Annotated in this window: 23 protein-coding genes; 9 read left to right on the top strand and 14 right to left on the bottom strand. The window is 69.3% G+C overall.

The features are described from left to right. Window positions 1-14 precede the first annotated feature (14 nt). Window positions 15-890 carry a class I SAM-dependent methyltransferase gene (locus BLV94_RS24970; protein ID WP_072938437.1) on the top strand — a complete coding sequence of 292 codons (876 nt, stop codon included), beginning with the start codon at window positions 15-17 and terminating at the stop codon, window positions 888-890. On the opposite strand, the gene BLV94_RS24975 is transcribed toward BLV94_RS24970, so the two are convergent. From BLV94_RS24975 to BLV94_RS24985, 3 genes are all read right to left on the bottom strand, one after another. Then, entirely contained in the window at window positions 862-2385 is a 1524-nt protein-coding gene (locus tag BLV94_RS24975) for a glycosyltransferase family 39 protein (RefSeq protein WP_072938440.1), read from the bottom strand. The genes BLV94_RS24970 and BLV94_RS24975 overlap by 29 nt on opposite strands. Continuing rightward, window positions 2382-4271: a glycosyltransferase gene (locus BLV94_RS24980; RefSeq protein ID WP_072938443.1), complete on the bottom strand. Its 1890-nt coding sequence runs from the start codon at window positions 4269-4271 to the stop codon at window positions 2382-2384. Before BLV94_RS24980 ends, BLV94_RS24975 begins: the two co-directional genes overlap by 4 nt. An 81-nt stretch (window positions 4272-4352) precedes the next feature. Further along, window positions 4353-5156: a glycosyltransferase gene (locus BLV94_RS24985; RefSeq protein WP_072938446.1), complete on the bottom strand. Its 804-nt coding sequence runs from the start codon at window positions 5154-5156 to the stop codon at window positions 4353-4355. A 49-nt stretch (window positions 5157-5205) separates the two neighbouring features. Here BLV94_RS24985 and BLV94_RS24990 point away from each other — a divergent pair, with 49 nt between their 5' ends. Beyond that, complete coding sequence (locus BLV94_RS24990; RefSeq protein ID WP_208613742.1) at window positions 5206-7422, top strand: glycosyltransferase family protein; 2217 nt, start codon at window positions 5206-5208, stop codon at window positions 7420-7422. Here the strand turns inward: BLV94_RS24990 and BLV94_RS24995 are convergent. Next, entirely contained in the window at window positions 7394-8251 is an 858-nt protein-coding gene (locus BLV94_RS24995) for an SGNH/GDSL hydrolase family protein (RefSeq protein WP_072938489.1), read from the bottom strand. The genes BLV94_RS24990 and BLV94_RS24995 overlap by 29 nt on opposite strands. Before the next feature lie 61 nt (window positions 8252-8312). Next, complete coding sequence (locus BLV94_RS25000) at window positions 8313-8936, bottom strand: helix-turn-helix domain-containing protein (protein ID WP_072938491.1); 624 nt, start codon at window positions 8934-8936, stop codon at window positions 8313-8315. Between the two features lie 86 nt (window positions 8937-9022). Between BLV94_RS25000 and BLV94_RS25005 the strand changes: the two genes are divergently transcribed. After that, the gene (locus BLV94_RS25005) at window positions 9023-9979 is read left to right on the top strand and encodes an NAD(P)/FAD-dependent oxidoreductase (RefSeq protein WP_072938494.1); all 957 of its coding nucleotides are present in this window, start codon (window positions 9023-9025) and stop codon (window positions 9977-9979) included. Here the strand turns inward: BLV94_RS25005 and BLV94_RS25010 are convergent. Both BLV94_RS25010 and BLV94_RS25015 read right to left on the bottom strand, forming a co-directional pair. Then, window positions 9969-10928 (bottom strand): Gfo/Idh/MocA family protein, encoded by a 960-nt coding sequence (locus BLV94_RS25010; protein WP_072938496.1) that lies wholly within the window; start codon window positions 10926-10928, stop codon window positions 9969-9971. The two genes, BLV94_RS25005 and BLV94_RS25010, sit on opposite strands and share 11 nt — an antisense overlap. Further along, on the bottom strand, window positions 10928-12028 hold the full coding sequence (locus tag BLV94_RS25015) for a DegT/DnrJ/EryC1/StrS family aminotransferase (RefSeq protein WP_072938499.1): 1101 nt from the start codon (window positions 12026-12028) through the stop codon (window positions 10928-10930). The genes BLV94_RS25010 and BLV94_RS25015 overlap by 1 nt, the downstream gene beginning before the upstream one ends. 105 nt (window positions 12029-12133) lie before the next feature. Here BLV94_RS25015 and BLV94_RS25020 point away from each other — a divergent pair, with 105 nt between their 5' ends. The 3 genes from BLV94_RS25020 to BLV94_RS25030 all read left to right on the top strand — a co-directional run bounded on the left by BLV94_RS25020 (window position 12134) and on the right by BLV94_RS25030 (window position 14717). After that, complete coding sequence (locus BLV94_RS25020) at window positions 12134-12853, top strand: DapH/DapD/GlmU-related protein (protein WP_072938502.1); 720 nt, start codon at window positions 12134-12136, stop codon at window positions 12851-12853. A 69-nt stretch (window positions 12854-12922) separates the two neighbouring features. Beyond that, the gene (locus BLV94_RS25025) at window positions 12923-13915 is read left to right on the top strand and encodes a lysylphosphatidylglycerol synthase transmembrane domain-containing protein (protein WP_072938505.1); all 993 of its coding nucleotides are present in this window, start codon (window positions 12923-12925) and stop codon (window positions 13913-13915) included. A gap of 10 nt (window positions 13916-13925) precedes the next feature. Further along, window positions 13926-14717 carry a class I SAM-dependent methyltransferase gene (locus BLV94_RS25030; RefSeq protein ID WP_072938508.1) on the top strand — a complete coding sequence of 264 codons (792 nt, stop codon included), beginning with the start codon at window positions 13926-13928 and terminating at the stop codon, window positions 14715-14717. A 22-nt stretch (window positions 14718-14739) separates the two neighbouring features. On the opposite strand, the gene rfbB is transcribed toward BLV94_RS25030, so the two are convergent. Further along, window positions 14740-15744, bottom strand: a complete 1005-nt coding sequence (rfbB, locus tag BLV94_RS25035; protein WP_072938511.1) for a dTDP-glucose 4,6-dehydratase — start codon at window positions 15742-15744, stop codon at window positions 14740-14742. A 63-nt stretch (window positions 15745-15807) separates the two neighbouring features. Here rfbB and rfbA point away from each other — a divergent pair, with 63 nt between their 5' ends. From rfbA to BLV94_RS25050, 3 genes are all read left to right on the top strand, one after another. Beyond that, window positions 15808-16683: a glucose-1-phosphate thymidylyltransferase RfbA gene (gene rfbA / locus BLV94_RS25040; protein WP_072938513.1), complete on the top strand. Its 876-nt coding sequence runs from the start codon at window positions 15808-15810 to the stop codon at window positions 16681-16683. Between the two features lies 1 nt (window position 16684). Continuing rightward, the gene (locus BLV94_RS25045) at window positions 16685-17266 is read left to right on the top strand and encodes a dTDP-4-dehydrorhamnose 3,5-epimerase family protein (RefSeq protein ID WP_072938515.1); all 582 of its coding nucleotides are present in this window, start codon (window positions 16685-16687) and stop codon (window positions 17264-17266) included. Between the two features lie 77 nt (window positions 17267-17343). Next, a complete protein-coding gene (locus BLV94_RS25050) occupies window positions 17344-18153 on the top strand; it encodes an enoyl-CoA hydratase (RefSeq protein ID WP_072938518.1) in 810 nt (269 codons plus the stop codon). Here the strand turns inward: BLV94_RS25050 and BLV94_RS25055 are convergent. The 6 genes from BLV94_RS25055 to rhaS are packed head-to-tail and all read right to left on the bottom strand — an operon-like array spanning window position 18150 to window position 25747. Then, window positions 18150-19598 (bottom strand): rhamnulokinase, encoded by a 1449-nt coding sequence (locus BLV94_RS25055; protein ID WP_072938519.1) that lies wholly within the window; start codon window positions 19596-19598, stop codon window positions 18150-18152. The genes BLV94_RS25050 and BLV94_RS25055 overlap by 4 nt on opposite strands. Continuing rightward, a complete protein-coding gene (locus tag BLV94_RS25060) occupies window positions 19598-21637 on the bottom strand; it encodes a bifunctional rhamnulose-1-phosphate aldolase/short-chain dehydrogenase (protein ID WP_072938522.1) in 2040 nt (679 codons plus the stop codon). Before BLV94_RS25060 ends, BLV94_RS25055 begins: the two co-directional genes overlap by 1 nt. A 29-nt stretch (window positions 21638-21666) precedes the next feature. Then, window positions 21667-23112 carry an L-fucose/L-arabinose isomerase family protein gene (locus BLV94_RS25065; RefSeq protein WP_072938585.1) on the bottom strand — a complete coding sequence of 482 codons (1446 nt, stop codon included), beginning with the start codon at window positions 23110-23112 and terminating at the stop codon, window positions 21667-21669. Then, the gene (gene rhaI / locus BLV94_RS25070; RefSeq protein ID WP_072938524.1) at window positions 23112-24293 is read right to left on the bottom strand and encodes an L-rhamnose isomerase; all 1182 of its coding nucleotides are present in this window, start codon (window positions 24291-24293) and stop codon (window positions 23112-23114) included. Before rhaI ends, BLV94_RS25065 begins: the two co-directional genes overlap by 1 nt. A 6-nt stretch (window positions 24294-24299) precedes the next feature. After that, complete coding sequence (locus BLV94_RS25075) at window positions 24300-24662, bottom strand: L-rhamnose mutarotase (protein WP_072938527.1); 363 nt, start codon at window positions 24660-24662, stop codon at window positions 24300-24302. An 8-nt stretch (window positions 24663-24670) separates the two neighbouring features. Continuing rightward, entirely contained in the window at window positions 24671-25747 is a 1077-nt protein-coding gene (gene rhaS / locus BLV94_RS25080; RefSeq protein WP_072938530.1) for a rhamnose ABC transporter substrate-binding protein, read from the bottom strand. Between the last annotated feature and the right edge of the window lie 64 nt (window positions 25748-25811).

The following is a 25811-nucleotide window of genomic DNA, read 5'->3' on the forward strand; positions in this document are numbered from 1 at the left end:
GGCAACATGGGGCTATGTTCGACCTTCGGAGAAAGGCCCGTCTCAAGTTTCAACGTGCCATGTCCGAGGTGGTCGCCGAGTCCGACCGGCGGTCCCGCGAACTCGTCGAGAACCAGCACGACCAGACCCTGGCCGAGCTGAGCGCGACCAACCAGGAACTGGCCCGGGTGCTGTCCGAGCTGTCCGACGCCCGCATGGAGATCTCCGACGTCCAGCAGCGGCTCGGCGAACTCGAGCAGCAGGCCCGCCGCGACATCACCCAGGCGCTGGACGTGCGGGCCACGAAGGAGGCCGCGGGGTTCGTGCTCGAGCACATGCCGAAGGCGCCCGTGTTCTGGAACCCGCAGGACACGTTGCGGTACGGGCTGTCGCGGGTGGAGGTCGAGGGGCTGGCGCTCGAGTTCGGGGTGGCGTCGGGCACGACGCTCCGGATCATCGTCGAACAGTTGAAGGACGCCGAGCACGAGGTGTTCGGGTTCGACGTGTTCTCCGGTCTGCCGCAGACGTGGCGCACCGGGTTCCCGGCCGGGGAGTTCGCGCAGGAGAAACTACCCAAGGTGCGCGGCGCGGAGTTGGTGCCCGGACTGTTCGAGGACACGCTGTCGGGCTTCCTCGAGAAGCATCCCGGACCGGTGTCGTTCGTGCACCTCGACGCCGACCTGTACTCGTCGACGAAGTCGGTGCTCGACCGGCTCGAACAACGGCTCGTCGCGGGCACGGTGATCGTGTTCGACGAGTTCTTCAACTTCCCCGGCTGGCAGGAGCACGAGTACCGGGCGTGGACGGAGTTCGTCGACCGCACCGACGTCGGATTCGAGTACCTCAGCTACACCGCCAACCACGAGCAGGTGGTCGTGCGGATCACCGCACCAGTTTCACCGCCTGGGTGACGTTGAACGTCGCGCGGTCGTCGATCCGCAGCCCGGACCGGGCGAGCGCGGCGAACGCCTCGGTGTCCTCGAAGTGGTACGGCGGCAGCGTCCACACCTCGTTGGACGTGTGCCGGATGATGCGCTCGCTGTCGCGTTCGTAGTCGGTGAAGAACCAGACCACGGAGCAGGAGTCGAGCGCGCCGGCGAGGTCCGGGACGGCGAGTTCGTCGTCCCACAGCGACCCCCGGCTCGCGGCGGTGGTCCCGAGCCCGATGTCGCGGGTCCCGTCGAACGCCTCCGGCCGCACGTCCTTGACGAGCCGCAGCGACGTGGGGTTCCACGCCGGTTTGTCGAACAGCACGCAGTCACCGGGCCGGAGGTGCTGCCCGGCGAAGACGTTGACGGTGCTGAAGTCCATACCGCTGGGTTTCGCCCACTGTTCGCGCTGGGCGACGTAGCCCGGCGACGCGGCGACCGCGAGCACGGCCAGCACCGCGGCGGACTGCCACCATTTCCGGGTCAGCGCGGCCAGGCACAGCCCGCCGATCAGGGCCACCGCCGGCGTCGTGAACGTGAAGTACCGCGGAAGGTACACCGGACTGCGCAGCAGCGAGTAGGCGAGCAGCAGCGCCATCGGCACCGCGACCCACGGCAGCGCGACGGACAGCGCCGGCGGCAGCCGGTGACCGCGCACCAGGGCGACCGCCCCGGCCACCACGAGCACGGCGAACAGCACGGCGAACCACGGTGCGCCGACGAACCACTGGTACTCGGCCACGGCCCGCGGCAGGTTGCGGTCGAGCGGCGGGATCCACGCCACCTGGACGGCTTCCCGGCGCACCAGCGCCACGAACGGCGCCGCGACCACCATCCCCACCGCCGTCGCCGACCCCCATCCGAGCCAGGACCGCCGGGCCGCACGCAGCAGCAGGAGCGTCAGCAGATGCGCGGGCACCAGCGTGAGGAGGTAGACGAACAGCACGATCGACACCGCCAGGCCCGCGGCGTACAACGCCCACAACCACCACCGCCGGAGCCTCAGTGCCGCAAGGAGAATCACGGTCAGCCAGACCGCGGCCGCCGCCGTGGCCGCGTATCCGCGGGCCTCCGCGGCCGCCCACGTGACGCTGGGCAGAATCACGAACAGGAGCCCGGACAGCACCGCCACCCGCCGGGTCGAGATCAGCGCACCGAGCACCACCACACCCGCGCCCGCGGCGCCCACGGCCAGGGCGCTCGGGAACCGCGCCGAGAACTCCGAGGCCCCGAACACCGCGAACCAATAGCGCATCGCGACGTAATACAGACCGTGCACGGCATCGATGTGGCCGAGCAGATTCGACAGGTCCGGCCGGGACCGCTGACTCGAATACAGCGTCGCGACCTCGTCGTACCAGAACGACGGACGCCAACTCCACGCCGCACCGAGCAGCACACCGACAGCGAAGACGAGCAGCGAATCCCGGGACAGCCCACGGACGTCGCGGGCCGGCGACGGTCCGGGCAACGTCACTGACCGTACAGGCGAGCCCAGTTCTCCCGGCTGGTGAGCTGCGGCAACGCATCCCGGTACTGGCGCTGCGTCGACGCCGCATCCTCGCGGAACCGCTTCATCAGCTTCGCGGTCCGGGCCGTGAGTTCGCGCGCGGTCTCCTTGTCGCGGCGGCGCACCCGCACCCCGGACTGGGACGCGTCGGTGATGACGGCGGTATCGAACAGCGACACGTGCCACCAGTGCGCCTCGGCCACAGGAATACTCGCGACACCGTGCTGGGTGCGGCCGAGCCACTGGTACGCCGCACGCTTGGCGAGGACGAGGTCGATCTTGCTCTTGTCCGGCTCGAAACCCGCATACCGGGTGACGAGGTCGGAGTTGCGGACACCGGGGATGTTCGTCGCGGGATGCTTGACGGTTTCGGGGAACCGCTTGCGTTCCTCCCGGATCGCCGCCAGCACGGCCTGACCGCCGTCCTCGAGCACCTTCGGCCCCTCGAGGAAGTCCTCGATACCGCGGATCATGGTGTACGCCAACCCGTACTGCATCGACACGAGGTACTGGGTGATCTCCCGCGTCATCATCTTGCTCAGCGACTTCGCGTCGAAGTCACTGTGCAGCGCGGCGGCGATCAGCGAGTTGCGGATGCTGAAGTACTTGGCCCAGTCGTCGCGGTCCTTCCAGTGGAAGTCCGCGTGCCACACACCAGCGTTGGGCAGCGTGACCGTGACGAATCCGGCCGCGCGGGCGCGAATGCCGTACTCGATGTCGTCCCACTGGAAGAACATCGGCAGCGGGAGCCCGATCTGCGCGACCACCTCGGCCGGGATCAGGCACGACCACCACGCGTTGTAGCCGGCGTCGACGCGCTTGTGCTGCTTCTTCTTCAGCAGGTTGATGTCGTGCCGCGACCCGGCCGCCCAGCGGCCCGCCTTCAGCTTCGACAGGTCCGCTTCCTCCGCGCTGACGTGCAGGTGCTCCGGGTTCATCAGGTACAGCATCTGCGCGCCGACGAGCGTCGGCTCGGTGGTGACGTTGGCGAACGCGTTCATCCGCAGGATCGACTCCGGCTCGCACAGGATGTCGTCGTCCATCAGGATCAGGTTGGCGTGCTCGTTGATGCCCGACACCTCGTACATGCCGCGGGTGAAGCCGCCGGCCCCGCCCAGGTTCGGCTGTCGCAGGTACACGAGTTTGTCGCCCAGGATCTCGGCGACCTCGGTGAACTTCTCCCGGTCCGAAACGTGGTCGCTGCCCTGGTCGACGACGTACACGGCGTCGATGCCGGACGCCATCGTCGGGTCGTTCGCGATGGCGGCGACGGTCTCGGCGCAGTCGTCGGCGCGGTTGAACGTGCAGATCGCGATCGCGGCGGGACGGATCACCGACGGCGCGGCGACGGTCCACTCCAGTTCACTCACGGCGAGGGCGCCGTCGACGGCGGTGAACTCCACCCACAGGGAGCCGCCGTCGAGGTAGGCGTCGAGCTTCGCGGACAGCGTCGCCGTGCCCGAGCCGTCGATCTCCGTCGTCGACAGGATGCGGGAGTTGCCGCCCGAATCGGAGCCGCGCAGCGCCACCACGGCGCGGCCGTCGGCCTCGTGGCGGAAACCGACGGTCACGTCGGTGACCGAGGTCCAGCGCTGGTAATAGCTGGCCGCGAACCGGCCGAAGTAGGTGTCGGTGTCGACCGTCGCACCCTTCTCGAGGTGCACGACGTGCCGCTCGCGGTGGGCGCGTCCCTTGACGATCCTGGCGTACAGGTCGTCCTTCACCCGGGTGGTCGGTCCCGTGAACAGACCTCGCGCCACCACCAGGCGGTCGGGTGCGCGATGCTCGGTGAGAGCACTCCGGACCGCGGCCGTGCTCCCGTCCACAGGTGCTACCGACGCAGACTCGTTCATAGTGCTCCTACTGTTCCCCGCGAGAGGTGGGCTGGACCGCACCAACGCGACGGCACGATCCTCTTCTCGGTTCGCAGGGTATCAACCTCGCGGCGCGCTCCCCGACCATGCGAGGCGACCTCCGTCCCGGTGACGGGCCCGCAGCCGGAACAGTCCCACCCCCATCGCGAGCACATCGGCCCTGGATATGCGGGTTTCGTGGCTGTCGTGGTCGGCGCTCAGACGCACCGGCACCTCGACCGGGACGAGGCCTGCGCGCTCCGCGAGGTAGACGAGTTCGGTGGTGAACAGGAACCCGGGCTCGACGAGGTCGGGAACGAGGCGGCGGATCAGGTCTCCGTCCATCAGGACGGTGCCCTGGGGGTCGCCGGTGCGCATCCCGAGGACCACCCGGCGCAGCGCCGCGAAACCCCACGTCAGGGTTCCCCGGAGGGCGCCGCGCCGCACCTGCGAGTCGGGGTGGGCCTTGGACCCGATCACGACTTCGGGCAGGCGGCCGTCGTGGCTCTCGGCGAACGTCTCGGCGCCGTCGAGGTCGTCGAACCCGAACGGCAGGTCGTCGGCGGTGAGCAGCACGTGCGCGCCGCGACTCGCCTCCGCTCCCGTCCGCAATGCGTTGCCCATGCCCTTCTCGCTCCGCAGGACGGTGAGCGTCACCGGCCCGGGCGCCCAGTCCGCGGCGAGGCGGGTGCAGATGTCCACGGTGCCGTCGGTGGAGCCGTTCTCGACGACGATGATCTCGACGTCGTGGCCTGCCAGCCGTTCGGCCACCCGGCGGACGGTCTGCTCGATGACGGCGGCGGAATTGTAGGCGGGCACGACGACGGAGAGCGCCTTCGGCGCACGTGCGCCTTTCTGGTCGTGGGAACAACCGAAAAGGCGCACGGGCGCAGCCTAACTCGTAGGCTCGGAGTCCGTGGCACCCTCCGCGTCCGTGTCCTCGACGTTCACCCGATCGATACGCGGCGTCCCGGAGTGGGCGGTGGCACTCGCGGTCGCGGTGGCTGCCGCGGCCGTCGCGACGGTTCCCCGGATCGTGTACGACCGCTTCTACTACGGCGGCGACATGCTCGAATCGTTCGTGCCGTCCTGGCACCGGATCGGCGGGGAACTGCTCGCCGGGCGGTGGCTCGCCGTCAATCCCGACGCCTGGATCGGTGGCAACTACGCGGGCGAGGCCGCCTACGGTCTCTACAACCCCGTCAACCTCGCCAACTACATGCTGGCCGCGAAGTTCGAGAACCTGTCGGTCGCGTCGTTCGTGATCATGGCCGAGTTCCTCGCGCTGTTCGCCCTCGGCACGTATCTGCTGTGCCGCGAATACGGCGCCCGCCGCGGTGCCGCGGTCCTCGCCGGGCTGACGATTCCGTTCAGCGGTTTCACCCTGTTCTACGAGGCGGCGGGCTGGCCGTCCGGGATGATGGCCATCGCCTGGGTGACGCTGTTCTGGTGGTCGGCGCTCCGTCTCTCGCGCGGCCGCACGAACCCGCTGATCACGTTCCTGATCGGCGCGCTGACGGTGAGCATGGGCAACCCGTACGCCGCGCTCGGCGCCGTGGTGATTCTCCTCGGCCTCGGGATCGGCCTCCTGGTCCAGCGGGAGTTCTTCCGGTTGCTCGTGCTCGTGATCACCGGCGCGTGCGCGGGCACCGCCGCGCTGGTGACGTACCTGCCGCTGTTCCTCAGCGTCGACGTCACCACCCGCGCAGGCAGCACCGGCATCTTCAACGACACGTTCCTGCAGCCGCAGATCGGCGGGCCCGCGGGAATGAGCAGCCCGTCGTATCTCCCCGTGATCATGACGTTCGGGGGTCCCGTCGAGGTGATCCCGTCGCTGTACCTCGCGTGGTTCGTGCTGCCGCTGCTGCCGTGGCTGCCGTGGGGCCGGATCCGCGCGCTGTTCGCGTCCCCGGGGTTCCGCCGCGCGCACGGGCGACCGCTCGTCAGCCTCGCGATCATCACGGTCGTCTACTTCCTCTTCACGTTCGGACCGTCGAACGTCGGAATGTTCCGCTGGCCGATCCGGCTGGTCGAATACCTCTACCTGTGCGTGGTGATCGGTCTGTCGCTCGCGCTGTCGCTGGGCCTTGCCCGTGACCGGGTGCGCCGTCGGGCGACGGCGTCGGCGGTGCTGATCGCATTGGGCTTCTATCTGGCGTTCGCGTCCTCCCCGGCCCTGACCGGCAGGCATGCGCTGTTCACGCTGCTCGTCGCGGCGCTGTGCGCGATCGCGTACGTCGCCTGGCGCACCCTGGGCCCGAGCGGTCTCGTCGCCGCTCTCGTCCTGGGAACGGTGGCGGTGACCGCCGCGCAGGTCTGGTCCCTCACCCACTACGTCGACCGCGGCAGCCGCGTCGACCCGTCCAGCACGTCGCTGCTGTCCGCGCAGACCGACCGCTACCAGGGCACCGTCCTGCAACTCGCCGACCTCGGCGACACCTCCCCCGAGGACGTCACCGCAGGCCGGATCCTGTTCGGCAACGAGATCATGGCGTCGTCCGCGGTGAGCAGCATCAACGCGTACACCGGCATCGGGTTCACCGAATTCCAGGAGGCCCTGTGCATGGACTACCGGGGCGCCGTCTGCCCCGGGGTGTACGGGGCACTCTGGCAGCCGGTGAACGCGGACATTCCGATTCCGCTGATCGACTACCTGCGGGTGTCGACGCTGGTGGTGGAGCACCGCCTCGTGCCCGAGGCGGAGACGGCACCGCCCCCACCCGGCTGGCACGTCACCGAACGCAGCGACTCCCGGACGGTACTGCAGCGCGACCGGCCGCTGCCCCTGCCCGGGCGGGTGTCGTTCGCGTCCGACGGCGTCCGGGTGCTCTCGTCCGACACCGAAGCGGCGACGGAGACCGTGCGGGTGACGGGCAGCGGCGGCACCGTCTCGTTCGCCCGCCTCGCGTGGCCCGGCTACTCGGCCACCGTGGACGGCGAGCCGGTGGACGCGACCGCGGGCTGGCACGGTCTGCTCGAGGTGTCGGTGCCGCCGGGTGACCACGAACTGGTGGTGACGTTCCGGCCGCCGCGGCAGAACCTGTCCGTCGCGGCGTTCGGCGCCGCGACGGTCGTGGTGCTGATCCTGTCCGTCGTCGACCCGGTGGTCCGCCGCCGGAAGCTCAGCGCGGCGACCACCCGGACGACGTGAGCGCCGACACCTCGGTGGAGCCGGACCCCGCGACCGCCGCGGACGACAACGCGTCGGCGATCAACTGGTGGCCGATCTGGTTCGGGTGGTCGCCGTCGTCGGCCAGCAGTCCGGTGGGATCGCCGTCGCCCCACGTTCCCTTGAACGTGCTGAACAGGTCGACGTACGTGGCGCCCTCCGAGCCCGCGACCTCCGAGATGACGTCGTTGGCGCGCAACGTCAGCGCGGCGCTGTCCCGCAGGAACTGCGGGCCGTACAACTCGCGGGCCACGTCGCCGTCCGGGAAGACGTCCCAGTACCCGGTGACGAGCACCGCGGTCGGCTGACCGGCCCGCAGTTCGGTGATGCGGTCGAGCACGGACGTCAACGTGGTCTGCAGTTGCGGCAGCACCGGCGCGAAGCAGCCGAGCCCGTCGTCGCCGCCGCAGTCGCCGTCCAGGTAGTCGTCGAGTTCGGTGTAGAAGTCGTTGGCGCCGATCGTGACGGTGACGAGATCGGCGGCACCCACGGCGTCGGCGTCGTATGCACCGGGTTCGAGGGAATCGAGCAGGTCGGTGCTGGTCCAGCCCCCGACACCGAGGTTCGCCACCTGGACGGGCAGGGCCGTGTCGCCGGACAGCTGATCGCCGAACAGTTCCACGAACGGCGTGCATCCGGGGCATCCGTCACCGGCCGGGATCGAATCGCCCAGGCCCACGAGGGTCGCGACCGCGGGCGGCGACTCCGGCTGCGGCTGCGGTTGCGCCACCGGCGGTGCCGTCGACGTGGAGCAGCCGGCGAGGAGCGGAATCAGAACCGCTAAGGGAACACCGAGAATCCAGCGTCGCACGGGGCCTCCCCATCACGTCCTGCGCCTCGGAGGTAGCGCTCGTCACCGGTCCGCACGAATTCTACCGACGGTCGGTGCCGGACGCCGTTCCCCGCGGGACGGTCCGGACGTGCGCCCGCTCGCCCTGGGGACCGAACAGGCTGAGGATCTCCACCGGCTGCGGTCCGGGATTGCCGAACCAGTGCGGCACATGGGTGTCGAACTCCGCGACCTCCCCCGGCGTCAGGATCACGTCGTGTTCGCCGAGCAGCAGTCGCAGCCGGCCCGACAGGACGTACAGCCATTCGTAGCCCTCGTGGACCTGCAGGTTCGGTACCGCGGTCGGGTCGCCCGGCGGGATCACGTGCTTGAACGCCTGGATTCCGCCGGGCCTGCGGGTGAGCGGGATGATCGTCGTGCCGTTGCGGTCGAGGGGCCGCAGGTGGACGCGGGGGTCGCCGGTGGCGGGTGCGTCGACCAGTTCGTCCAGGGGCAACTGGTGGGCGCGGGCCAGCAGCAGCATCAGTTCGAGGGTGGGTTTGCGCTGGCCGGCCTCCAGCCGCGACAGCGTGCTCACCGAGATCCCGGTGGACTCGGAGAGCTGGGCGAGGGTCGCGCCGCGCTGCTGCCGCAGTGCTTTGAGCCGCGGTCCCACGGCGTCGAGGACACCGTCCAGATCGGGTAGGTCGTCGTTCACACCACCCATGTTGCCACACTGGCAAACATTCTTGCCAGGATCGCGATCTGCCCGGACAGTGGACGTCACGAGGTCGACGAACGAAGGAGAACGCGATGGATGACAGTTACGACGTGGTGGTCATCGGCGGCGGCGCGGCCGGACTCAGCGGGGCACTGACCCTGTCGCGGGCCCGCCGATCCGTGCTCGTGATCGACGCGGGCGAACCCCGCAACGCACCGGCCGGGCACATTCACAACTATCTTGGCCGAGAGGGCACCCCTCCCGGTGAACTCCTGGCCATCGGACGCAAGGAGGTCGCCGGATACGGCGGGGAGATCGTGACCGGCACCGTCACGTCCGCCGAGAAGGTCGGGGACGGGGAGTTCCGGGTGACGCTCGCCGACGGCCGGACCGTCGGGGCGCGACGGCTACTCGTGACCACCGGCCTCGTCGACGTCCTCCCCGACATCCCCGGGGTGGCCGAACGGTGGGGACGCGACGTCCTGCACTGCCCGTACTGCCACGGGTGGGAGGTCCGGGACCAGCCGGTGGGCGTCCTGGCCGGCAGTCCGCTGGCGGTGCACCAGGCGCTGATGTGGAGCCAGTGGACCGATCGGGTGACGTTGTTCCTGAACGACGCGAACGAGCCCACCGGCGAGGAGTACGAGCAACTCGCCGCCCGCGGCGTCGCCGTGATCGACGGCGCGGTGGCCGGACTCGAGGTGCGCGGCGACCGGCTGACCGGTGTCCGGCTGCGCACGGGCCGGGTCTTCCCCCTCGCCGCCGTCGTGGTCCCGCCGCTGTTCCGGGCCCGCGCCGACTTCCTCACGACCCTCGGCCTGGGCACCACCGAGATGGAGATGGCCGGACACGTGATCGGCACCGCCGTCGCCGCCGACGCGACCGGCGCCACCGCGGTTCCCGGGGTGTGGGTGGCCGGCAACGTCGCGGACCCGAAGGCGCAGGTCATCGTCGCCGCCGGAGCCGGACTGACCGCCGCCGCCACCCTCAACGCCGACCTCATCGCGGAAGACACCCGCCTGGCGGTCGCCGGAGCGCTCAGCCGGTAGCCGACACGGTCGCCTCGTGGACCACGCGGTGCGCGGGCAGGATCGACTCGCGCTCCGCGTCGGCGTCCCCCTCGCCGCCGACCAGCCCGACATAATGCGCGAGCTGGGCGGCGAGGGGTTCGTCGCTGTAGCGGATGGTCGGGATCTCGATGACGGTCTGCTGCTTGTACCCGTCGGCGGGCAGGTCGTCGTCGATGTGCCGGTAGATGGTGATGTCGCGGCGCAGCAGGTCGATCTCGATCAGACGGTCCGGCTCCAGCAGCGACAGCTGCCGGACCTTCCGCTGACTCACCCGGCTCGCCGAGATGGTCGCCACCGCCCCGGATTCGAACCGCAGCACCGCCTCCGCGCAGTCCTCGGCCTCGTTGCGCCGCGAACTGTCGTGGAAGTAACCGAATTCGGCCTTCACCCCGACCGGCGGCGATCCGACGAATCCGATCGCGAGGTCCACGTCGTGGATCAGCAGGTCCGTCGCGACGCCGGTGGGGATGCGGGACACGAACGGCGAGTGCCGGATTCCGTTGACCTGCCACACGTCACCGGCGAATTCGCGGGCCGTCCGGACCGCCGGGTTGAATCGCTCGAGCAGACCGCACATCAGCGGGACGCCGGTCGCGGCGGCACGTTTCACCAGATCGGTGCTCTCCTCGTACGTTGCGGCGAGCGGCTTTTCGACGAGCAGCGGCTTCCCGAGGTCCAGGATGCGGCCCGCCACTTCGTAGTGTGCGGGGGTCGCCGCCGCGACGACGACGGCGTCGATGCCGTCCAGGTCGTCGAAATCCGCGGCCCACTCGGTACCGAACCGGGCGGCGACGTCCCGTCCGTGGTCTTCCCGCGGCTCCACCAGCAGCGCCAGGTCGCACAGCGGCGACTGCGCGAGGACGCGGGCGTGCAGCGAACCCATCTTCCCGGATCCGACGAGCGCGATCCGCGGTCGCGTGGACGTCATCACGCCTCCATCGCCTCGCGCACCGCCGCGACGATCCGGTCGACGTCGTCGGTGGAGAGCGCGGCGTGAACGGGGATGCTGAGGCACCGGCGGGCCACCGACGTCGCGACCGGTGTCGGCGAGGCGATCACCCGGGGATGGTCGCGGTAGCAGTCGTAGTCGTAGACGGTCCTCGGGTAGTAGACGCCGCTGCCCACTCCCCGCTCGCCCAGACGCTGCGCGAGGGCGTCGCGGTCGATCGGCGCATCCGGCGCGAGGACCACGGTGAACTGGTGCCACACGTGCCCGCGGCCCGCGAGTTCCGAAGGCAGCACGAGACCTTCGACGTCCTTCAGCCCGGTCCGCAGCGCCTCCGCGTTGCGCCGGCGCGACTCCACCTGCTGCAGATACGAACCCAGTTGCGGCAACCCGACACTGGCCTGCAGATCCGTCATCCGGAAGTTCTGGCCCGCCATCTCGTACTCGTAGCGCCTGCGCATGCCCTGGTTCCGCAGCACCCGCAACCGGTCGGCCACCGCGTCGTCGTCCGTCGTGACCATTCCGCCCTCGGCGGTGGTGAGATTCTTGGTGGCGTAGAACGAGAAGCAGCCGAGCCCGAAACTGCCCGCGCCCCTGCCGTCGAACGTGGCGCCGTGCGCCTGCGCGGCGTCCTCGACCACGGCCAGCCCCCGTGACTCGGCCAGCGGCATCAGCGCACCCATGTCCGCGGTCTGCCCGTACAGGTGCACCGGCATCAGCACCCGGGTGCGTTCGTTCACGCAGTGCTCCGCCACGTCGGGGTCGATCGCGAAGTCGGCCTCCCCGATGTCGGCGAACCGTGCCGTCGCGCCGGCGTCGAGGATCGCGTTGAGCGTGGCCACGAACGTGAACGGGGTGGTGAGCACCTCGTCCCCGGGCTGGAGGTCCAGCACCCGCAGGGCCGCGATCAGCGCGGTGGTGCCGCTGTTGACGGCCACCGCGTGCCGGGTGCCGACGAGTTCGGCGAACCCCTCCTCGAACCTCGCGACCTTCGGTCCCTGCGCGACCATCCCGGATCGCAGGGTGTCGAGGACCTCGCGCTCGACATCCTCGCCGAAGGAAATACTCGAGATCGCGATCACGGTTCCTCCGATAGATTGACGTGCAGTTCACACCGTCTTCACAGATTGCAACCACTTGAAGGTTCCCACGGTCTGCACGGCTCCTGGAAGGAATCCGAAACTTTCATGACCATCGGTGAAAACTGCGAGATCCACCCGACCGTCGTGATAGGCGACGGCGTCACCGTCGGAGACCGGGTCAGCATCGGACCGTATGCCGTCCTCACCGGCCCCCTCGACATCGGCGACGACTGCTGGATCGGCGCCCACGCGACGCTCGGGGCCCCGCCGGAGTGGATCGGGAAGACGCATCCCCGCACGTGGACGGAGGTCAGCCCGCACCGGGGTGTGGTGATCGGCGCGGGCACCGTGATCCGGGAGATGAGCGCCGTCCAGCAGGGCGCCGAGCGGCCGACGACCATCGGGCGGGGCGGATTCGTCATGAACCACACGTCCGTCGAGCACGACGTCCGGATCGGCGAGGACTGCGTCCTCTCGCCGTCGAGCACCCTCGGCGGTCACGTGACCCTCGGCGACGGCGTCAATCTCGGCATGAGCGCGGTGGTGCATCAGCGGCGGGTGATCGGGGCGCGCGCAATGGTCGGAATGGGATCGGTCGTCGCCAAGGACATTCCGCCGTTCGCCACGGTGTTCGGCAATCCCGCCGCCCTGCGCGGCACCAACCGGGTGGGGATGAGCCGGTCCGGGATCGCCGACCGGGACATCGAGGCGGTGGAGAATCTGTTCGCCTCGGGGCGGCTCGACGCCGGCGCGGAACTCCCGCGGTCGCTCGCCGACGCATTCGCCTGGTGGCGGGAGTTGGCGGTGAAACCGCTCGTTTCCTGATCCTGCGCCCGCCGATTGCTATCGTCGGAACCGAACGCTGCACTGCTGCAGCGCACTGCCGGTGAGGGGGTGGTTCTCGTGGACACCGATCCCGAGATCGTCCCGGACCGCGGTGGCCGCGCCGTCCTGATGCACGCGCTGCGGATCCTCGTCACCCTCGCGATCGTCGTCGCCGTCGTGTTCGCCGTGAAATCGCAGTGGGCCGAGGTCCGGGACACGATCACCCAGCTGGACTGGTGGGCGCTCGCCGTCTCCGCGGTGTTCGTCTTCCTCGGCATGGGCGCCGCGGTGCGCGCGTGGCAGCACGCGCTCGGCGCGCTCGAACACCCGATTCCCGCGTTCGACGCCGCCCGCTGCTACCTGGTCGGCCAGCTCGGCAAATATCTGCCGGGCAGCGTGTGGGCGTTCGTCCTCCAGACCGAACTCGTCCGCCGGGCCGGGGTGTCGCGTGCCAACGGATTCGTCGCCGTCCTCGTCACCGTGGGGCTGAGCATCACGTCCGCACTGGTCGTCGGGCTGCTGGCGCTGCCCGCCCTGTTCCACATCAGCACCGTCGCGGCGGTCGCGGTGATCGTCCTCGTCCCCATCGCCCTCGTCTGCTGCTATCCCCCGATCCTCACGCGGCTGGTGAACCTGGCCCTGCGAATCCTGCGGCGCGCCCCGCTGCACCGGCAGTTGACGATGCACAAGATCGGGCGTGCCCTCGGCTGGTGCGCCGCCAGCTGGGTGCTGTACGGCGTGCATCTCTGGTTCCTCGCGTCGAGCACGTCGGGATTCGCGGTGGGCACCCTGGTGCAGTGCATCGGCGCGATCGCCCTCGGCATGTGCGCCGGCGTGCTGGTGGTCGTCGCGCCGTCCGGCATCGGGGTACGCGAGGCCGTCGTCGTCGCGGCGCTGTCCCCGTTCATGGACAGCGGGGTGGCGCTCGGGCTGGCCCTCGCGTCCCGACTGGTGTTCACGCTGTGCGAGGTGCTCGCCGGCTTCGTCGCCGCGGTCGCCGGTTCGCGTTCACTGCGCAACGCCCTCGTGCACGAGGATTCCCGGGTGCCGCAGCCGTCGTGAGGAGACCGCGATGACGGACGCCTGGGAGGTCGATCCCGCGTACGAGAACTACATCGGCCGCTGGAGCAGGCTGGTCGCGCCGCAGTTCCTGCGGTGGCTGGCCGCAGGCCCGGGCGGCGCCTGGTGCGACGTGGGTTGCGGGACCGGCGCCCTCTCCCACACGGTTCTCCGCACAGCCGACCCGGCCCGGGTGGTCGGGGTCGAGCCTTCGGCGCCGTTCGCCGCGGCGGCCCGGGCCGGCGCGGACGATCCCCGCTTCGAGGTGCGGCCGGGAACCGCCGAAGCGATCCCCGCCGCCGACGGCGAGTTCGACCGCGTGGTGTCCGGGCTCGTCCTCAACTTCGTTCCCCATCCCGTCGAGGGGCTCGCCGAGATGCGCCGCGTCACCCGGGCCGGCGGGACCGTCGCCGGATACGTGTGGGACTACGCGGACGGCATGCAGATGATCCGCGTCTTCTGGGACGCCGCGCGCGAGCTCGACGCCACGGCCGCGACCCTCGACGAGGGTGCCCGCTTCCCGCTCTGCCGGCCGCAGCCGCTCCGCGACGCGCTGTCCACCGCCGGGTTCACCGAGGTGGCCGTGCACCCGCTCGACGTTCCCACCGTGTTCGCCGGCTTCGACGATTTCTGGCGGCCGTTCCTGGGCGGTCAGGGCCCTGCACCCGGCTACTGCACCTCTCTGCCCGCCGGACGCCGAACCGCTCTTCACGACCTCCTCGATACCCGCCTACCGCGCGACGACGCCGGGCGCATCGCACTGACGGCAAGAGCGTGGGCGTTCCGCGGATCGGTCCCGGCCTGACTGCTGTGCAGCTACCGGGCGCTCAGCCGATGACGGATTCCGTAGCCGCGTACGCCTTCTCCGCGGATTCCTTCTGCGCTCGCCACCACGACTCGTTGTCGCGGTACCACCGCACGGTGGCCTCGAGCCCGCTGCGGAAATCCTCGTACTGCGGCGTCCAGCCCAGTTCGGTGCGCAGGCGCGTCGAGTCGATCGCGTAGCGCAGGTCGTGGCCCGGGCGGTCGGTGACGAAGTCGAGGTCGTCGGCGTCGCGGCCGAACAGCTCGAGCAGCGTCCCGACGACGGTCCGGTTGTCGACCTCGCCGTCCGCGCCGATCAGGTATGTCTGGCCGAGACTGCCCTTCTCCAGGATGGTCCAGACGGCCGCGTTGTGGTCGTCGACGTGGATCCAGTCGCGCACGTTCTTCCCGCTGCCGTACAGGCGGGGGCGCACCCCGTCGATCAGGTTGGTGATCTGACGCGGAATGAACTTCTCGACGTGCTGGTACGGGCCGTAGTTGTTGGAACAGTTCGACAGGGTGGCCCGCACCCCGAACGACCGCGCCCACGCCCGCACCAGCAGGTCACTCGACGCCTTCGTCGCCGAGTACGGGCTCGACGGGTTGTAGGGGGTCGACTCGGTGAAGCGCTCGGGGTCGTCCAGTTCGAGGTCGCCGTACACCTCGTCGGTGGAGATGTGGTGATAACGGACGTCGTGGGCGCGGACGGCCTGCAGCAGCGAGAACGTGCCCATCACATTGGTCTGCACGAACGGCGTCGGATCGGCCAGCGAATTGTCGTTGTGCGATTCCGCGGCGAAGTGGACCACCGCGTCCGACTCCGCGACCAGGCGATCCACCAGCGCGAAATCCGCCACATCGCCGTGCACGAACTCGATGCGGTCGGCCACGGCGTCGAGCGAGCGCCGGTTGCCGGCGTACGTCAGCGCGTCGAGCACCGTCACCTGCACGTCCGGCCGCTCGGCGACCGTCTGGTGCACGAAATTCGCACCGATGAACCCGGCGCCGCCTGTCACGAGAAGCCTCATGTGCACCCACCCTAGTGGCGAGCCCGAGTTTCTATCCGGCGCGAACACTGGAACACTGCGCACATGCGCGGAATCATCCTGGCAGGCGGCACCGGGTCCCGGTTGCACCCGATCACCCTCGGCGTGAGCAAGCAACTGGTCCCGGTCTACGACAAGCCGATGATCTACTACCCGCTCTCCACCCTGATGCTGGCGAACATCCGCGACATCCTCGTCATCACCACCCCGCACGACGCCGAGCAGTTCCGCCGGCTCCTCGGCGACGGCTCCCAGTTCGGGGTGAACCTCACGTACAAGGTGCAGGAGGAGCCGAACGGCCTGGCGCAGGCGTTCGTCCTCGGCGCCGACCACATCGGCGGCGAATCCGTGTCCCTCGTACTCGGCGACAACATCTTCTACGGCCCCGGCCTCGGTTCCCGGCTGAACCGCTTCGAGAACATCGACGGCGGCGCCGTGTTCGCCTACTGGGTGTCCGATCCCAGCTCCTACGGTGTGGTCGAGTTCGACGACACCGGCCGGGCGATGTCGATCGAGGAGAAGCCCGCCACCCCGAAGTCGAACTTCTCGATCCCCGGGCTGTATTTCTACGACAACGACGTCGTCTCGATCGCGCGCAATCTGAAGCCGTCGGATCGCGGCGAATACGAGATCACCGATGTCAACCAGGCCTACCTGCAGGCGGGACGGTTGCAGGTAGAGGTGCTTCCCCGCGGAACCGCGTGGCTCGACACCGGCACCGTCGATTCGCTGCTCGAGGCGTCGAACTTCGTCCGCACGCTCGAGCACCGGCAGGGACTGAAGATCGGCGTCCCGGAAGAGGTCGCGTGGCGCCGCGGGTTCATCACCGACGCCGAACTGTGTTCGCGTGCTGAGGCTCTCGGCAAATCGGGGTACGGCGACTACCTCCTCGAACTTCTCGAACGCGGCAAGGACTGGTGACGTGGAGTATCGGGAACTGAAGGTCCCCGGCGCCTGGGAGATCACCCCACGGCAGTTCGGCGACGACCGCGGCGTGTTCCTCGAATGGTTCAAGGGCTCGGAGTTCGAGGCCGCCGTCGGGCACCCTCTCGAACTCGCTCAGGCCAACTGCTCGGTGTCCGCCGCCGGTGTCCTGCGCGGTATCCACTACACCGACAATCCGCCCGGGCAGGCGAAATACGTCACCTGCGTCAAGGGCGCGTTCCTCGACGTCATCGTCGATCTCCGGGTGGGGTCGCCGATGTTCGGGCAGTGGGATTCAGTGCTCATCGACGACGTCGACCGCCGCGCCGTCTACCTTCCGGCCGGCGTCGGCCACGCGATCCTGTCCCTCGAGGACGCGTCGACCGTGATGTACCTGTGCTCGATCGAGTACACCCCGGCCCTCGACCACGACCTGCACCCGCTCGACCCCGATCTGGGCATCGACTGGCCCACGACGGGCCGGGACGGCAACCCGCTGACGTTCCAGCTGTCCGAGAAGGATTCGGCGGCGCCGTCGCTGAAGCAGGCGCTGGACGCCGGGCTACTGCCCCCCATGTGAGTGTTTTCGTGTGCCCGGGTACACGAAAACACTCACATGGCCGGTGACTCACGAGAACGTGTTCTAGTATCGAGGGCGTGACCTTCGTCGTCGTCGACCACCCCCGGCCGGGTATCGCCCTGGTCACGCTCAACCGCCCGGAACGCATGAACGCGATGGCGTTCGACGTGATGATCCCGTTCCGCGACGCGCTGGAGGAGATAAGCAACGACAACTCGGTCCGCGCGGTGGTCGTCACCGGCGCCGGCCGCGGCTTCTGCTCGGGCGCCGACCAGAGATCCGCGGGCCCGCTCCCCCACGTCGACGGCCTCACCCCGCCGACCGTGGCGCTGCGGGCCATGGAGATGCTCGACAACGTGGTGCTCTCGCTCCGCCGGATGCATCAGCCGGTGATCAGCGCCGTCAACGGCGCCGCCATCGGCGGCGGGCTGTGCCTGGCGCTCGCCTCCGACATCCGGATCGCGGCGGAGGACGCCTACTTCCGGGCGGCCGGCATCAACAACGGGCTGACGGCCAGCGAACTGGGCCTGAGCTACCTGCTGCCCCGCGCGATCGGTTCGTCCCGGGCCTTCGAGATCATGCTGTCCGGGCGGGACGTGCACGCCGCGGAGGCGGAGCGGATCGGACTCGTGTCGCGGTGCGTGCCCGGTGAGGACCTCCTGGACGAATGCTTCGACCTCGCCGAACGCATGTCGCGCTTCTCCCGGCCGGGTCTGGAGTTGACGAAGCGCACGCTGTGGTCGGGACTCGACGCCGCCTCACTCGAAGCCCACCTCCACCAGGAGGGTCTCGGACAGCTGCTGGTGCGGCTGCTGACCGACAACTTCGAGGAGGCGACCGCCGCGCGGAAGGACAAGCGCGAACCGCGGTTCCGGGACCGGCGCTAGGCCCGGGACAGCGACGGCGTGAACTCGCGCAGGGCGAACGAATTCGCCACGACCGCACGCAGTTCGGCGAGCCCCCCGGACAGCGCGCCGGCCGCCCGCGCCTGCACCAGGACGTTCCCGAGGGCGGACCCCTCGACGGGTCCGGCGACGACGGGCAGCCCGGTGGCGTCCGCCGTCAGCCGGCACAGCAGCGCGTTCTGGGATCCGCCGCCGACGATGTGCACCACGTCGATCGGGGTGCCGGTCAGTTCGACGATCGACTGCACCGACCGCCGGTACGCGTCCGCGAGACTGTCCATCACGGAGCGGATCACCTCGGCCGGACCGTCCGGCACGCGCTGACCCGTCCGCGCGCATTCGGCGGCGATGCGGGCGGGCATGTCGCCCGGCGGCAGGAACACCGGCAGGTCCGGGTCGATCACGGAGCCGAGGTCGGTCAGCGCTGCGGCGTCCTGCAGCAAGTCCTGCAGCGACACGTCGAGTCCGTCGGCCTGCCACTGCCGCATCGACTCCTGCACCAGCCACATGCCCATCACGTTCCGCAGCAGCCGGGTGGTGCCGTCGACGCCGGCCTCGTTGGTGAACCCTGCCGTGCGCACTGCCTCGGTGCGCACGGGTGCGGGCAGTTCCGTCCCGACCAGCGACCAGGTGCCCGACGCGATGTACGCGAACCGCGGGCCCGCGGCGGGCACTGCGGCCACGGCCGACGCGGTGTCGTGGCTGCCGACGGCCACCACCATCGGGGGATGGTCTGTGGTCCCGATCTCTTCAGCCACGTCGGGCCGGACGGGTCCGATCACCGAACCGGGCTCCACCAGCGGCGGCAGCACGCGGTCGTCGAGACCGAGCCGGGCGACGAGCGCACGGTCCCAGTCGCGGCGCACCGGGTCGAGCAGCCCGGTGGTGGACGCGTTGGTCACTTCGCCGGCCCGCACTCCGCTGAGCCAGTAGGCCAGAATGTCGGGGATCATCAGCAACTGCTCCGCGACGTCGAGCCTCTGCGCGCCGCTCTCCCGCTCGGCCAGCAGTTGGTACACCGTGTTGAACGGCAGCTGCGCGATGCCGTTGCGCTCGAACAACTCCCGATCCGGTATCGACGATCGCACCCCGGCCGCGACGCCCCCCGTCCGCTGGTCGCGGTAGTGGTACGGCATCCCGAGGAGGGAGCCGTCGCCGCCGAGCAGCCCGTAATCCACGGCCCACGTGTCGATTCCGATCGACACGAGGACGTCACCGCGGGCCACGGCCTCCGTTGCCGCGGCCCGCAGTCCGTCCAGCACACCCCGGTAGAGGCCGGCCAGATCCCAGTGCAGCGATCCACCCAGCCGCATCGGACGGTTGGGGAAGCGCGCGACCTCGTCGAGGGTGATCACACCGTCGGCGACGCGGCCCAGCATCACCCGCCCACTGGACGCGCCCAGGTCGATCGCGGCGAACACGTCCATCAGCGCAGGAAGGCCGCAGCAACACCGGCATCCACCGGGATGTGCAGTCCGGTGGTATGCGTGAGGTCGCCGCCGGTGAGCGCAAACACCGCGTTGGCGACGTGCTCGGGCAGCACCTCCCGCTTGAGCAGGGTGCGCTGCGCGTAGTACTCGCCCAGCTTCTCCTCCTCGACGCCGTACACGGCGGCCCGCTTGGCGCCCCAGCCGCCGGCGAAGATGCCCGAGCCCCGCACCACACCGTCCGGGTTGATGCCGTTGACGCGGATGCCGTACTCGCCCAGCTCCGCCGCGAGCAGCCGCACCTGGTGCGCCTGGTCGGCCTTCGTCGCGGAGTACGCGATGTTGTTGGGCCCGGCGAACACCGAGTTCTTCGAGGAGATGTAGACGATGTCACCGCCCATCGCCTGGGCGGTCATCACCCGCGCCGCCTCCCTCGACACCAGGAACGATCCCTTCGCCATCACGTCGTGCTGCAGGTCCCAGTCCTTCTCGGTGGTCTCGAGCAGCGGCTTGGAGATCGACAGTCCCGCATTGTTCACGACGAGATCGACACCGCCGAACGCCAGGACCGCGGCCTCGAACGCGGCGGCGACCTGGTCGGCGCTGGTCACGTCCGCTGCGACGCCGACGGCGACGTCACTGCCGCCGATCTCGGCGGCGGCCTCGGCCGCCTTCGCCTGGTCGAGGTCGGCGATGACGACGCACGTGCCCTCCGCGGCGAGGCGCTGCGCGATCGCCTTGCCGATTCCCGACGCGGAACCGGTGACCAGCGCGATGCGGGTGGCGAGCGGCGCCGGCTTCGGCATGCGGGCCAGCTTCGCCTCCTCGAGGGCCCAGTACTCGATGCGGAACTTCTCCCGCTCGTCGATCGGCTGGTACGTGGAGATGGCCTCGGCGCCGCGCATCACGTTGATCGCGTTGACGTAGAACTCGCCCGCCACCCGCGCGGTCTGCTTGTTCGCGCCGAACGAGAACATCCCGACGCCGGGGACCAGGACGATGGCCGGGTCGGCGCCGCGCATCGCCGGGCTGTCCGGCTCCGCGTACTCGGCGTAGTACCGGGCGTAGTCCTCGCGGTAGGCGGTGTGCAGCTCACGCAGTCGCGCGGTGACCTCCTCGAGCGACGCGGTCGCCGGCAGGTCGAGGACCATCGGCCGGACCTTGGTGCGGAGGAAGTGATCCGGGCACGACGTACCCAGCGCGGCGAGACGCGGATGCTCGTGCGCCGCCAGGAAGTTCAGCACCTCCTCGCTGTCGGTGAAGTGCCCCACCTGCGGGCGATCGGTGGAGGCCAGTCCCCGCAGCAGCGGGAACAGCGCGGCGGCGCGGCGGCGGCGCTCCTCGGCGGGCAGTGCTTCGTAGCCCGCGATCGCGGGACCGAACGGCTCCTCGTGGCCGTTGTCGGCGATGAACTGCTCGGCGGTGCGGATGATCTCGAGCGAACGCTGCTCGCACTCCTCGCTCGTCGACCCCCACGCGGTGATGCCGTGCCCGCCCAGGATGCAGCCGATCGCCTGCGGGTTCGCCTCCGCGATGGCCGAGATGTCGAGACCAAGCTGGAAACCGGGGCGGCGCCACGGAACCCACACCACCCGGTCGCCGAAGCACTTGCGGGTCAACTCCTCACCGTCCGCGGCGGTCGCGAACGCGATACCGGAATCGGGGTGCAGGTGGTCGACGTGCGGCGCGTTCACCAGACCGTGCATGGCGGTGTCGATGGACGGCGCGGCGCCGCCCTTGCCGTGCAGGCAGTAGTCGAATGCGGCGACCATGTCGTCCTCGGCGTCGAGGCCCGGGTAGACGTCGGTCAGGGCGCGGACCCGGTCGAGGCGCAGCGCGGCGAGTCCGGCGGGCTTCAGCGTGCCGAGGTCTCCGCCGGAACCCTTCACCCAGACGAGGTCCACCTCGGCGCCGGTCACGGGATCGACGTCGGTGCCCTTGGCGGAGGTGTTGCCGCCGGCGTAGTTGGTGTTCCGGGCGTCGGCGCCCAGTCTGTTGGACCGTGCGATCAGTTCGGCGACGGTGCTCGTGGCGTTCACTTCTTGTTTCTCCCTCGAGATTCTTGACTTCAGACCCGGATGAATTCGACGCCGAGCAGCTCTGCTGCGGCCTTGATCGCGCCGGCCCGGTGGCCGACGCACAACGCCCAGTGGTGGCCGGTCCCGGTGGCACTCCACTCGTCCGTCCACTCCCCCGGGTCCCGGCCGAAGTCGACCCGCGACGTGGTGTTGCCGATGGCGAGGAGCGGCCCGGGGACCACTTCGCCCTCGGACGCGATGAACGAGTACGAGCCGTCGCGGTTCTGCCCGACCGCGAAGGTCGTGACGGGCCCGTGGGTCACGTCGAACTCGACGCTGACGCCGTACCCTCGCTTGCCGTGATAGACACCGAGACCGCGGAGCAGCGGTTCGGTTGACGAGATCTGCAGGTGGGCCGGTCCGTCGTGACCCATTTCGACGATGCCGTCGCGGAAGTTCAGTGCCTGCAGTTCCGTGAACGATCCGCCCGCGCCCATCCGGTCCGAGACCAGCATCGCGACCGCGGTGCGGATGTCGTACTCCCCGGCCAGCGGAATACCGCGTGCGGTCAGCAGGGACGCTCCGAGAATCATTCCGGCGCCCAGCTGTTCGTGTATCTCACCACCCAGCCCGCGGTGGTAGTACGCCATGGCGTCGAGTTCGAAGTCCGCAACGAGACGGTCGAGTCCCACGGAGACCCGGGCTCCCCAGGCCAGATCGTCCGCGTTCACCGAACCGTCGAGCGCGAAAACCTCTTTCGCGAGGGCGATGCGGTCCGCGGTCTCACGTTCGGAGACCGCATCGACCCGCACCCGGAGGTCGTCGAATTCGAGCACCTCCACGTGCGCGCCGAACTGGGACGACAACAGGGTCATGTCCGTCGAGATGTCGAGCATCCCCGGGTACAGGTGACCCATGAGTCCGAGCCGGCCGTGCCGCAGGGCAGCCCGTGCCGAGGCGGCACTCACCCAGGCGTCGATGCGCCGCCAGGCGTTCTCGTCGTGCAGGTAGCCGGACACCGACCGGAAGTCGATGCCGCTGCGCCGGAACACGTTCGCGACCTCCGGCAGCGGGCACTGCCCGCAGTAGGCCAGCCACGTCCCCGTGTCGGTGTTCGCGTGATCCATCGCCTCGGTCGGCTGCAGATCGATCAGCAGCACCGGCACGTTGGTCCGCTGCGCGATCGGGAGCACCATCGACGACGTCAGGTAGGTGGTCAGGAAGATCACCACCAGGTCGCAGTCGGCCTGCCTCAGCGTCTCGGCTGCGACGGCGGACTCCTGCGGGTCCGAGACGAACCCGGCATCGACGACCTGACAGTCCTGCTCCTCGAATCGGCCCGTCACATACCGGGCGGACTCCTGGAGGACACCCCGGAGGCCGGGGAACTGCGGCCAGTAGGCGCCGAGCCCACCCGACACCAGCCCCAGCCGAGTCTTCCGGGGACGCACCCGGTCGAGGTGAGCGGGCACGGTATTCGTCGTCGCCACGGTCATCACGCGCCCCAACTCGCCTGGTTTCCGCCCACCCGCTCGTGCTCGATCCGCTCCAGGTACCCGGAGCGCGCGAACGCGCCGATCGGGTCGGCTTCCCTGCCCTGCGATTCGCGCAGTTCCGCGAGCAGCGGCCGGACGTCGGTGTTGTAACCGTCCATCAGCACCGCGTGCGCGCCGAGCACGTCACCCGACTGCTGGGCCGCCTCGAGGGCGTCCCCGTCGACGAGCAGTGCCTTGGCCGTGGCTTCCTGGACGTTCATGATCGACCGGATCTGGCCGGGGATCTTCGGCTCGATGTTGTGACACTGGTCGAGCATGAAGTTCACGCGCGAGTCCGGGAGGTGCGCGCCGGCCCGGACGATCTCGTGCATGATCCGGAACAGCTGGAACGGGTCCGCGGATCCGACGATCAGGTCGTCGTCGGCGTAGAAGCGGGAGTTGAAGTCGAACGCGCCGAGCCGTCCCTGCCGGATCAGCTGGGCGACGATGAATTCGATGTTCGTGCCCGGTGCGTGATGACCGGTGTCCAGCACGACCTGGGCCTTCTCGCCCAGCGCCAGACAGTGCAGCAGCGACGTTCCCCAGTCGGGGATGTCGGTGGTGTAGAAGTACGGCTCGAAGAACTTGTACTCGATCAGCAGGCGGTGATCGTCGTCGAGTTCGGCGTAGATCTTCTGCAGCGAATCGGCGAGCCGATCCTGCCGGGCGCGGATCGAATCCTGGCCTGCGTAGTTGGTGCCGTCGGGCAGCCACAGCTTCAGATCCTTCGATCCCGTGGCCCGCATGACGTCGACGCACTCGACGTGGTGGGCGACGGCCTTCGCGCGGATCTTCGGGTCGGCGTTGGTCAGCGACCCCAGCTTGTAGTCGTCGTCCTGGAACACGTTGGAGTTGATCGCCCCCAGCGACACCCCCTGATCGGCGGCGTACGCGGCGAGTTTGCCGAAGTCGTCGACGCGGTCCCACGGGATGTGCAACGACACCCGCGGCGCCGCCCCGGTCACGCGATGCACCTGTGCGGCGTCCTCGATTTTCTCGTACGGGTCGCGCGGGACACCTGCCGTGGCGAACACCTTGAATCGGGTGCCGGAGTTCCCGTATGCCCAACTGGGAACTTCGATTCCGAAGTCGGCAAGGGCGGAGATGTCGCCGGCGGTGCGCCGAATGTCAGTTGCCGTCATGGTGAATCATCCTTCGGTGGAGATCGTGTGGTCGAGAGGGGTGTGGAGTTGGGCGTCCAGGTCGAAGATCTCGGTGAGGAGCGTGAATCCCTCGTCGGGGGCCACCCCGTCGAGTTCGAAGAACGGCGCCATGTCGTGTTGCCACCGCCGGTTGACGTCGGTGCGGGCCATGGCCGCCTGCGATTCTTCGAGATTCTCCGACTCGACGTAGCCGACGATCAGCCCGTCCGGCCGGATGTGCAGCGAATAGTTATTCCACCCACTGGATTTCAGGGCCTCCAGCATCTCCGGCCAGACCTGGGTGTGGCGACGGACGTACTCGTCGATCCGGTCCGGCCGGAGTTGCAGGGTGAAGCAGTACTTGTTCATCGGACGGTTCAGAAGTTGTACTGGTCGATGGTGTTCGCGTCGAACACGGTGGGCGGGCCGAGCACGACCTCGCCGCCGGCGCCGATCGTGTACTCGCCGAGCTTGCCTGCCGTGAACTTCTGCCCCTCGGCCCCGGTGATCTGACCGGAGGCCAGCGCGGCACCGGCGTAGGCGGAGAGGTAGCCGATGTTCGTCGGGTCCCAGAGGGCGAATTCCTTGACTGTGCCGTTCTTCACATACTCCCGCATCTGGTTCGGGGTGCCGAGACCGGTGAGGACGACGTTGCCCTTGTAGCTCGACGACGAGATGTAGCGCGCCGCGGCGGCGATACCGACCGTGGTGGGCGACACGATCGCCTTCAGGTCGGGGTAGGTCTGGAGCAGGCCCTGCGTTTCCTGGAACGACTTCTGGTCGTCGTCGTTGCCGTACACCGTGGCCACCAGTTCGATGTTCCGGTATTCCGGCTTGCTCGCGAGCTCCGCCTTCAGCACCTCGATCCACGCGTTCTGGTTGGTGGCGTTCGGGGTCGCGGACAGCACCGCGATCTTGCCGGTGCCGCCGATCTGCTCGCTCGTCATCTTCGCGAGCGTCTCACCGACCCCCTGCGTGGTGGCCTGGTTGATGAACAAGTCGCGGCAGTCCTCGGCCGCGTCGGAATCGAACGTCACGACCTTGATGCCTGCGTCGCGGGCCTGGTTCAGCGAGGGGCACACGGCATTCGGATCGTTGGCGGCGATGTTGATGACGTTCTGGCCCTGCTGGATCAGCGTGTTGATGTACGACACCTGCGAGGACGCGCTCGCATCGTTGGGGCCGACGAGCTTGTACTCGCCGCCGAACTCCTCCACGGCGGTCTTGCCACCGCCGACCTCGATGTCGGAGTACGGGTTGTTGAGCTGCTTGGGGAGGAACGCGACCTGCAGACCGTCCTGGATCGGCGCGTCGGGGTTCGCGGTCCCGGTGGCGCGGTCGCCACCCCCCGAGTTCGATGCCGAATCCTGGGTGGTGCCGCCGCAGGCCGTCAATCCGATCGAGACTGCGACGATCCCCGCCAGGGGAACGAAGGTCCGGCGGAATCGGGTCATGGTGGATCCTTTCCTCGTGTTCGCGTCACCGCGAACGCTGAAGTGAGAAAGAGCGGTGAAGCAG

The sequence above is a fragment of the Rhodococcus koreensis genome, assembly GCF_900105905.1.
Classification (GTDB): Bacteria; Actinomycetota; Actinomycetes; order Mycobacteriales; family Mycobacteriaceae; genus Rhodococcus_F; species Rhodococcus_F koreensis.

Coding starts and splice junctions, on each gene's coding strand:
- BLV94_RS25020 (WP_072938502.1), top strand. CDS start 12,134: ATGACCATCGGTGAAAACTGCGAGATCCACCCGACCGTCGTGATAGGC.
- BLV94_RS24970 (WP_072938437.1), top strand. CDS start 15: ATGTTCGACCTTCGGAGAAAGGCCCGTCTCAAGTTTCAACGTGCCATG.
- rhaI (WP_072938524.1), bottom strand. CDS start 24,293: ATGACGGCAACTGACATTCGGCGCACCGCCGGCGACATCTCCGCCCTT.
- BLV94_RS25055 (WP_072938519.1), bottom strand. CDS start 19,598: ATGGACGTGTTCGCCGCGATCGACCTGGGCGCGTCCAGTGGGCGGGTG.
- rfbB (WP_072938511.1), bottom strand. CDS start 15,744: ATGAGGCTTCTCGTGACAGGCGGCGCCGGGTTCATCGGTGCGAATTTC.
- BLV94_RS25065 (WP_072938585.1), bottom strand. CDS start 23,112: ATGACCGTGGCGACGACGAATACCGTGCCCGCTCACCTCGACCGGGTG.
- BLV94_RS25010 (WP_072938496.1), bottom strand. CDS start 10,928: ATGACGTCCACGCGACCGCGGATCGCGCTCGTCGGATCCGGGAAGATG.
- BLV94_RS25000 (WP_072938491.1), bottom strand. CDS start 8,936: ATGGGTGGTGTGAACGACGACCTACCCGATCTGGACGGTGTCCTCGAC.
- rfbA (WP_072938513.1), top strand. CDS start 15,808: ATGCGCGGAATCATCCTGGCAGGCGGCACCGGGTCCCGGTTGCACCCG.
- BLV94_RS25030 (WP_072938508.1), top strand. CDS start 13,926: ATGACGGACGCCTGGGAGGTCGATCCCGCGTACGAGAACTACATCGGC.
- BLV94_RS24980 (WP_072938443.1), bottom strand. CDS start 4,271: ATGAACGAGTCTGCGTCGGTAGCACCTGTGGACGGGAGCACGGCCGCG.
- BLV94_RS25075 (WP_072938527.1), bottom strand. CDS start 24,662: ATGAACAAGTACTGCTTCACCCTGCAACTCCGGCCGGACCGGATCGAC.
- rhaS (WP_072938530.1), bottom strand. CDS start 25,747: ATGACCCGATTCCGCCGGACCTTCGTTCCCCTGGCGGGGATCGTCGCA.
- BLV94_RS25005 (WP_072938494.1), top strand. CDS start 9,023: ATGGATGACAGTTACGACGTGGTGGTCATCGGCGGCGGCGCGGCCGGA.